Raw genomic sequence first — 8,356 nt, forward strand, 5'->3', positions numbered from 1 at the left:
TTTACCCGCGAACACGGGCGAAGCCCGTGCCATCCATCGCGTAGCCTGCTTCGCGGGTAAACCCACTCCCACAGGAGTTGCGTTGACCCTGAGGCATTGATATCTCGTCTGTCAGCGCTCGCGCAGCGCCTCCGAACGCGCCTTCATGATCGGCTTGAGCAGGTAGCTCATGATGGTCTTCTTGCCGGTCATGATATCCACCGTCGCCACCATCCCCGGAATGATCAGCAGCGGCTTCTCGTCAGTCCCCAGGTGGCTGCGGTCGGTGCGCAGCTTGATCAGGTAGTAGGTGGTCTTCTTGTCTTCGTCGGTGATGGTGTCGGCGCCGATCTGCTCCAGCTTGGCCTTGAGCCCACCGTAGATGGTGTAGTCGTAGGCCGTGAACTTGACGGTCGCCTCCTGGCCAGGGTGCAGGAAGGCGATGTCCTTGGGCAGGATCTTCGCTTCGATGACCAGCGTGTCGTCCAGGGGTACCACCTCGATGATATCGCTGCCAGGCTGGATCACCCCGCCAATGGTGTTCACCAGCATCTGCTTGACGATACCGCGTACAGGCGAAGTGACCATGGTACGGTGCACCCGATCGTCCAGTGCCTTGCTGGTGGCCGTGGCCTTGTTCAGCTCGGTGCGCGCCTCGTTCAGCTGGGTCAGCGCTTCACTGCGGAATTTGCCTCGGGTTTCCTCGATCTTGCTCTGCACCTCGCGGATGGCCGCCTCGGCACGGGGGATGGCCAGCGCGGTGGAGTCCAGCTGGCCACGGTTCTCCACTTCGGCGCGGCGCAGGCGCAGCACTTCGACCTGGGAGATTGCGCCGGTTGCCACCAGCGGTTCTGACATGCCGATTTCCTTGCGCAGCAACTCCAGGCTGTTGGCGTACTGGGCGCGTTTGGAGCTGTACTCACGCAGCTCTTGCTGGCGCTGAACCAACTGCTGCTGCAGGCCGCCAATTTCGTCCTGCAGTTGCTGGCGACGGCTCTGGTACAGCGACTCTTCACTGGCCGCCTGGCTTGGTGCGGCCTTGCGCAGTTCTTCGTCGATCTTAAGCGGGCGGTCCTCTACCTCGGCACTCAGGCGTTCGACCCGCAGGGCCATGGATTGGCGGTCGGCCTCGGTTTCACCAACGTTGGAGGCGAAGCGGGTTTCATCCAGGCGCAGCAATGGCTGGCCGATTTCGACGATCTGACCTTCCTTGGCGAAGATTTCGGCGACGATACCGCCCTCCAGGTTCTGGATCTTCTGCACCTTGGACGACGGAATGGCCTTGCCTTCACCCCGCGTGACCTCGTCGATGGGGGCGACGCTGGCCCACACGATCAAGAACACGAAGAACAAGATGACGCCCCAGATGGTCAGCCGCACAACCCGTGGTGCATCTTCGATCAGGGCCTTGTTGACCTCTGGCAGCGGCTGGCCGCCCAGTGAGTCGGAACCTTTGAAGTAGCGCCGCAGGCCATCCTTGAATTGCCCCATATCCAGCTTATGCAACACTGATCTGCCCCTTCTTCAGCGCATCCATGACCGCGGCTTTCGGGCCGTCGGCGACAATCTGCCCGCGATCGATCACGATCAGCCGGTCCACCAGCGACAGTAGCGAGGCACGGTGCGTGACCAACAGTACCGTCTTGCCTTCCACCACCGCTTGCAGGCGCTGCTTGAGGCGCTCTTCGCCGGTGTTGTCCATGGCACTGGTTGGCTCGTCCAGCAACAGGATCTGCGGGTTGAGCAGCAGCGCACGGCCCAGGGCGACGTTCTGCCGCTGGCCGCCGGACAGGTTCTGCCCGCGTTCACCCACTTGCAGCTCGTAACCGTCCGGGTGCAAACGGGCGAATTCATGCACACCTGCCAGTTCGGCGGCCTGCAAGATCAGTTCGTCCTCGATGTAACGGGCACCGCTGACCAGGTTGTCGCGCAGGGTACCGGCCAACAGCTGGATGTCCTGCGGTACATAGCCGATGTTGTGGCGCAGTTCGCTGACGTCGATCTGGCGAATGTCCACGCCATCGACCAGCAGCGAGCCGCCATCGGCCTCGTACAGGCCGACGATCAGCTTGGCCAGCGAGCTCTTGCCCGAGCCACTGCGCCCGATGATGCCGACTTTTTCGCCGGGGCGGATGGTCAGGTTGATGTTCTTCAGCGCCAGGTTCTGCTGGTTCGGGTAGGTGAAATCAACCCCGCGGAACTCGACACTACCCTGCAGTACCTTGCGGCTCAGCGGGCGCTCCTCGAAGTTGCGCTCTTGCGGCAGTTCCATCATGTGGTCTGTGGCCACCATGGTGACCTTGGCTTGCTGGTAGCGGGCAAGCAAGCCGTTGAGCGAGGCCAGTGGCCCGAGCGCCCGACCGCTAAGCATGTAGCACGCCACCAGACCGCCCATGCTGAGGTTGCCGTCGATGATCAGGTACACGCCGACGCAGATCATTGCCACGCCAGCCAGCTGCTGGATGAGCATGGTGATGTTCATCGCCAGGCTCGACAGCACCTTCACGCGCAGTTCCAGGCGGCTGAGGGTGCCGAGGGTCTGCTCCCACATGTACTGGCGTTCACTTTCGGCGTTGTTGACCTTTACCGCATCCAGGCCGGCCAGGGTTTCGATCAGGCTGGACTGGCGCTCGGAGGCCAGGGCCATGGTCCGCTCCATGGTCGCCATCAGCGGCCGTTGCAAGGCATAGCCGATGCCCAGGGCCAGCGGGAAGGCAATGATCGGGATCCACACCAGGTGCCCGCCAATGATGGCGATGACGATCAGGATAAGGATGGTGAACGGCAGGTCGATCAGGCTGGTCAGGGTCAGTGAGGCGAGGAAGTCGCGCAGGCCCTGGAACTCGTGAATGTTCTGGGCAAAGCTGCCGACCCTGGCCGGGCGGTACTTCATCGACATGCCGACGATGCGCTCGAACAGCGTCGCCGAGATGATCAGGTCGGTCTTCTTACCGGCCAGGTCAAGGCAAAGGCCACGCAGGCCCTTGAGGATCAGGTCGAAGATGTAGGCGCCGGCGATACCGATGGCCAGCACCCAGAGTGTTGAGGTTGCCTGGTTGGGCACCACCCGGTCATACACGTTCATCACGAACAGCGGCGCGGCCAGGGCGATCAGGTTGATCACCAGGCTGGCGGCAATGGCGTCGATATACAGCCACTTGCTGCGCAGCAGGGTATCGCGGAACCACGACTTTGCCCGCGGGATGAGGTTGCCGTGGTTTACATCGAACTTGTGCTGCGGCTGGGCGAAGAACACCCGGCCGCTATAGTCGCTTTGCAGGGCTTCGCGGCTGACATGCACCTCGCCGCCATCGCTCTCGCTGAGCAACAGTCGCGCGGTGTCTTCGTTCTCCCAGCCCAGCAGGACGGCACTGCGGCCTTCTTTTAGCAGCAGCATGGCCGGCATGGCAATGCTCGGGATCTGCTCCAGCTTGCGCTGTAACAGCCGCCCTTGCAGCCCGGCCCGGGCGGCGGCGCGGGGCAACAGCTCGGGGCTCAGGCGCTGCGCAGGCAGCGGCAGGCCGGTGGTCAGCATGACCCGGCTGGCGGGTTTCTGGTGCAGGACACACAGGCTCAGCAGGCTATCCAGCAAAGGATCGTCATGCTGACTGCGTGGATCATGGCTGAGTTGGACTCGACTGACTTCAGATTCCACGCGGCGCTCTCTTCATCCTTGTGGTGGGTGGGGTGGGTGTGCCGGCATTAAGGTTGGGCCGGCTCGCCCTGGCGTTCAATGGTGCTGCCAAGCGGTGTGGGTAGGCGCTACGACGCCCTTACGGCTGAGCAGAGGGCCAATGGTCGCCTCGAATCGATACTGAGTAAACAATTCTACGTCGTTCATAGCTACCAGACTGCTCCTGAGCAATGCGTGTTTCATTTTTGATCCGGTACGGCGTGCGGGCAGGAGCTATTTCAGCAGCATAGCCCGCCAGCCAGACAGTGAGTGTTGCAGTCGAGGATCGAACTTTTTGACCGCCAGTAAATGGGCGCTGATTTGTTGACGTTCTTATATGGGCTGATCGTTAAAATTCATCGTGCAAAGTCTGTTTGTACACTCAGGCCCGGTTCAGAAATCGTCAATGGTTTGCCATCATCGCTGTGTAATTATCTGCGCAATCGTTCTCTATCTGTTTGATCTGCGATGAAGCGTTGTCCAAGCCCGAGCGCATTGCCACGCTGGTGCAGGCTCGCCCGTCGGTGCAGCCCAGCTGCGATCTGGATTTGAAGCCTGCGGCCGGACGATTTCAGGCAAGGTTTGTGCTTGCTCGATAAGCGGCAGTCCGTTGGCGCAAAAGTGATCTGAAATTGACGCGTCCAGGCTTGTAGAGTTGCCGATGAGTGGTTGATCTACGCCATGAAAAGCCGACGCCCACGCGTGAAAAACGTTGCTGAACTTCAGGTTTAGCGAGCTTTCGATGATGTACGACATTTGTCCTCAATCAACGGTTGGCTAAGGTACAAATATCAATGTGACATTACATTGCCGATTGTTTAGGATGACCTGTATAAGGTCAATAGTTTGGCATTTAAGCAATTCCAAATAGTTATAGACGAAAAATTGACGCGAAAAAGCGTCAAGAGATCATCGACATAGTTCCGCCTGAAGTGGCTTGCGAGTGCCGCTCTGGCAGGGAAGTACCCACAGGGTCACACGGAGAGTCCAATGAGCAGCGTTGTAGCCATCGTCAAAAGCATTGTCGGCCAGGTTATTGCGGTATCCCCAGAGGGCATTCGTCGTGTGCTCATCGAAGGGGACCGCCTGCTGGCTGGTGAGGAAGTGCTCACTGGCCCGGGCGGCGCAGTTACTTTGGAGCTGGCCGATGGCCGTCTGCTTGACCTGGGCCGCGACAGCCAGTGGAGCGCCGATGCGCCTGACAGTAGCACCGACCTGAGCCAGGCGACCGCACAGGCCGCGCCGTCGGTGGAAGAGCTGCAACAGGCGATCGCGGCCGGTGTCGACCCGACTACCGAGCTTGAAGCCACCGCAGCCGGCCCGTCCGCAGCGGGCGGCGGCGCGCTTGGCGGTGGTCACAGCTTCGTGATGCTCGAAGAAACCGCGGGCCGGGTCGATGCTACCGTTGGCTTCCCGACGCAAGGGCTGGGCTTTGCTCCCGTGCTCGACAGCGAAGAGGTTGGCTTGCTGGATACCACCAGCAATAACCAGGTGACTACACCGACGACAGACACCAACGTTGCTACAGACCTTGTGCTTGGCGCCACTCCTTCCATCAGCGAAGCGGGTGGCGTAATCGTCTATACCGCCACGGTAGGCCAGGCGCCGACCACTAACCTGATCGTCACCCTGTCCAACGGTGCCGTTATCGTCATCCCGGCAGGGCAGACCAGCGGCAGCGTCAATGTCGTGGTGCCGGCAAATGACACGCCTTATATCGACGGTGGCCAGATCTCGGCAACTGTAACGGGTACCACGGGCGGCAACGGCCTGACGGTGACAGTGCCGCAAACGCCGGCAGTCACCCAGGTTACCGATACCATCGACACCACCACTGCGACGCTGACGGCGAATCCGTCGGTGACCGAAGGTGGCGTGATCACCTACACCGTGACCTTGAGCAATCCTGCCCAGACTCCGGTGACTGTGACCTTGTCCAATGGGCAGGTAATCACCATCGAGGCCGGCAAAACCCAGGGCAGTGTCGACTTCCAGACGCCGGCGAACGACGTCTACAACAACGGTTCGACCGTCAGCACCACGATCACCGGCGCTACCGGTGGCAACTTCGAGCAACTGACGCCGAACCCTGCACCGGCTGAGACGGTAATCAGTGATTCGGTCGATAACACGACCGCCACTCTGACTGCTTCGCCAAGCGTCACTGAAGGTGGCGTAATTACCTACACCGTGACCTTGAGCAACCCTGCCCAGACTCCGGTGACCGTGACCCTGTCCAATGGCCAGACCATCACCGTTGAAGCGGGCAAAACCCAGGGTAGCGTCGACTTCCAGACCCCGGCGAATGACGTCTACAACAACGGCTCGACCGTCAGCGTCACCATCGAAAACGCCACTGGCGGTAACTTCGAGCAGCTGACCCCAAATCCGACCCCGGCTCAGACCACGATCAACGATTCGGTCGACTCCACCACTGCGACTTTGACTGCTTCACCAAGCGTCACTGAAGGTGGCGTGATCACCTACACCGTCACCCTGAGTAATCCTGCCCAGACGCCGGTGACCGTAACCCTGTCCAACGGCCAGACCATCACTGTTGAGGCCGGCAAAACCCAGGGCAGCGTTGATTTCCAGACCCCGGCGAATGACGTCTACAACAACGGCTCGACCGTCAGCGTCACCATCGAAAACGCCACCGGCGGCAACTTCGAGCAGTTGACCCCGAACCCGACCCCGGCTCAGACCACGATCAACGATTCGGTCGACTCCACCACTGCGACTTTGACTGCTTCGCCAAGCGTCACTGAAGGTGGCGTAATTACCTACACCGTGACCTTGAGCAACCCTGCCCAGACTCCGGTGACCGTGACCCTGTCCAACGGCCAGACCATCACTGTTGAAGCGGGCAAAACCCAGGGCAGCGTCGACTTCCAGACCCCGGCGAACGACGTCTACAACAACGGTTCGACCGTCAGCGTCACCATCGAAAACGCCACCGGCGGTAACTTCGAGCAACTGACCCCGAACCCGACTCCGGCTCAGACCACGATCAACGATTCGGTGGACACCACCACCGCAACACTGACCGCTTCGCCAAGCGTCACCGAAGGCGGCGTGATTACCTACACCGTGACCCTGAGCAACCCTGCTCAGACGCCGGTAACCGTGACCCTGTCCAATGGCCAGACCATCACCGTTGAAGCCGGTAAAACCCAGGGCAGCGTCGACTTCCAGACCCCGGCGAACGACGTCTACAACAACGGTTCGACTGTTAGCGTCACCATCGAAAACGCCACCGGCGGTAACTTCGAGCAACTGACCCCGAACCCGACTCCGGCTCAGACCACGATCAATGACTCCGTCGACACCACCACCGCAACTCTGACGGCGAACCCGTCGGTGACCGAAGGTGGCGTAATCACCTATACCGTGACCCTGAGCAACCCTGCCCAGACTCCGGTGACTGTAACCCTGTCCAACGGCCAGACCATCACCGTTGAGGCCGGCAAAACCCAGGGCAGTGTCGACTTCCAGACCCCGGCGAACGACGTCTACAACAACGGTTCGACTGTCAGCGTCACCATCGAGAACGCCACTGGCGGTAACTTCGAACAGTTGACCCCGAACCCGACCCCGGCTCAGACCACGATCAACGATTCGGTCGACTCCACCACTGCGACTTTGACTGCTTCGCCAAGCGTCACCGAAGGCGGCGTGATTACCTACACCGTGACCCTGAGCAACCCTGCCCAGACTCCGGTGACCGTGACCCTGTCCAACGGCCAGACCATCACCGTTGAGGCCGGCAAAACCCAGGGTAGCGTCGACTTCCAGACCCCGGCGAACGACGTCTACAACAACGGTTCGACCGTCAGCGTCACCATCGAAAACGCCACCGGCGGTAACTTCGAGCAACTGACCCCGAATCCGACTCCAGCTTCGACTGTCATCAACGACAGTGTCGATACCGTCACCGTAAGCATCGTCAGCAATGGCAATGTGACCGAAGACCAGCAACCTTCCTTTACCGTGAAAGTAAGCCAGGCGCTGGACCGTCCGTTGACCGTCACTCTGTCGAACGGCGACACCGTGACGATCGAAGCCGGTAAGACCGAAGTCGAGTACAAGACCTCCGCTCAGGGTGATGACGTCTATCACGACGCTGGCTCCATCACCCTCAGCGTTACCGACGCTACCGTTCCAGGCGCCACTTTCGAGAAGCTGGCCTTGGGTGGCCCGGCTACCGTTGAGATCTCGGACACTATCAGTGAAGTTGTGGCTAAGCTGACCGCCACCCCTTCGGTGACCGAAGGCGGCGAGATCACCTACACCATCACCCTGACCAACAAAGACGGTCTGCCGATCAACAACCACGGCGCCCTGACCTTCACGCTGAGCGACGGCAAAACCGTCATCACCGTACCGGCCAATGGCACTACTGGTTCGATCACTGTCACCGCTCCGGACAACGTTTACATTGGCAGCAACACCCCGGTGGTACAGTCGATCGCAACTGTTGCTGGCGCGGATGTCGGCAAGTTCGAGCAACTGACCCTGGACAAAACTCCGGTCAGCACCACCGTTACTGACGAGCCCGGCACTCCGGGCAACGAAGGCGACCTAGTCAAGGTCACCATCACGGCGGACCAGACTTCGGTGGCGGAAAACGTCAAACCGACGTTCACCGTGCACATCAACCAGCCGTTGGCCCACGACCTGGTCGTGACCCTGAGCAACAATGCC

3 protein-coding genes are annotated in these 8,356 nt (G+C 60.4%); 1 reads left to right on the top strand and 2 read right to left on the bottom strand.

Translation table 11 applies throughout. The annotated features are described in order from the left end of the window. Nucleotides 1–111: 111 nt before the first annotated feature. Both ABI582_RS28455 and ABI582_RS28460 read right to left on the bottom strand, forming a co-directional pair. Nucleotides 112–1,470, bottom strand: coding sequence for an HlyD family type I secretion periplasmic adaptor subunit (locus ABI582_RS28455; RefSeq protein WP_169725173.1), 1,359 nt, complete (start codon nt 1,468–1,470; stop codon nt 112–114). A gap of 7 nt (nt 1,471–1,477) precedes the next feature. Next, complete coding sequence (locus ABI582_RS28460; RefSeq protein ID WP_019471019.1) at nt 1,478–3,634, bottom strand: type I secretion system permease/ATPase; 2,157 nt, start codon at nt 3,632–3,634, stop codon at nt 1,478–1,480. A 1,008-nt stretch (nt 3,635–4,642) separates the two neighbouring features. Here ABI582_RS28460 and ABI582_RS28465 point away from each other — a divergent pair. Beyond that, nucleotides 4,643–8,356 (top strand): retention module-containing protein (locus ABI582_RS28465; protein ID WP_442120959.1); only part of this gene is annotated, 3,714 nt, incomplete at its 3' end.

The sequence above is a fragment of the Pseudomonas sp. SAS7 genome (assembly GCF_052112345.1).
GTDB lineage: Bacteria > Pseudomonadota > Gammaproteobacteria > Pseudomonadales > Pseudomonadaceae > Aquipseudomonas > Aquipseudomonas putida_Q.

Coding starts and splice junctions, on each gene's coding strand:
- ABI582_RS28455 (WP_169725173.1), bottom strand. CDS start 1,470: ATGGGGCAATTCAAGGATGGCCTGCGGCGCTACTTCAAAGGTTCCGAC.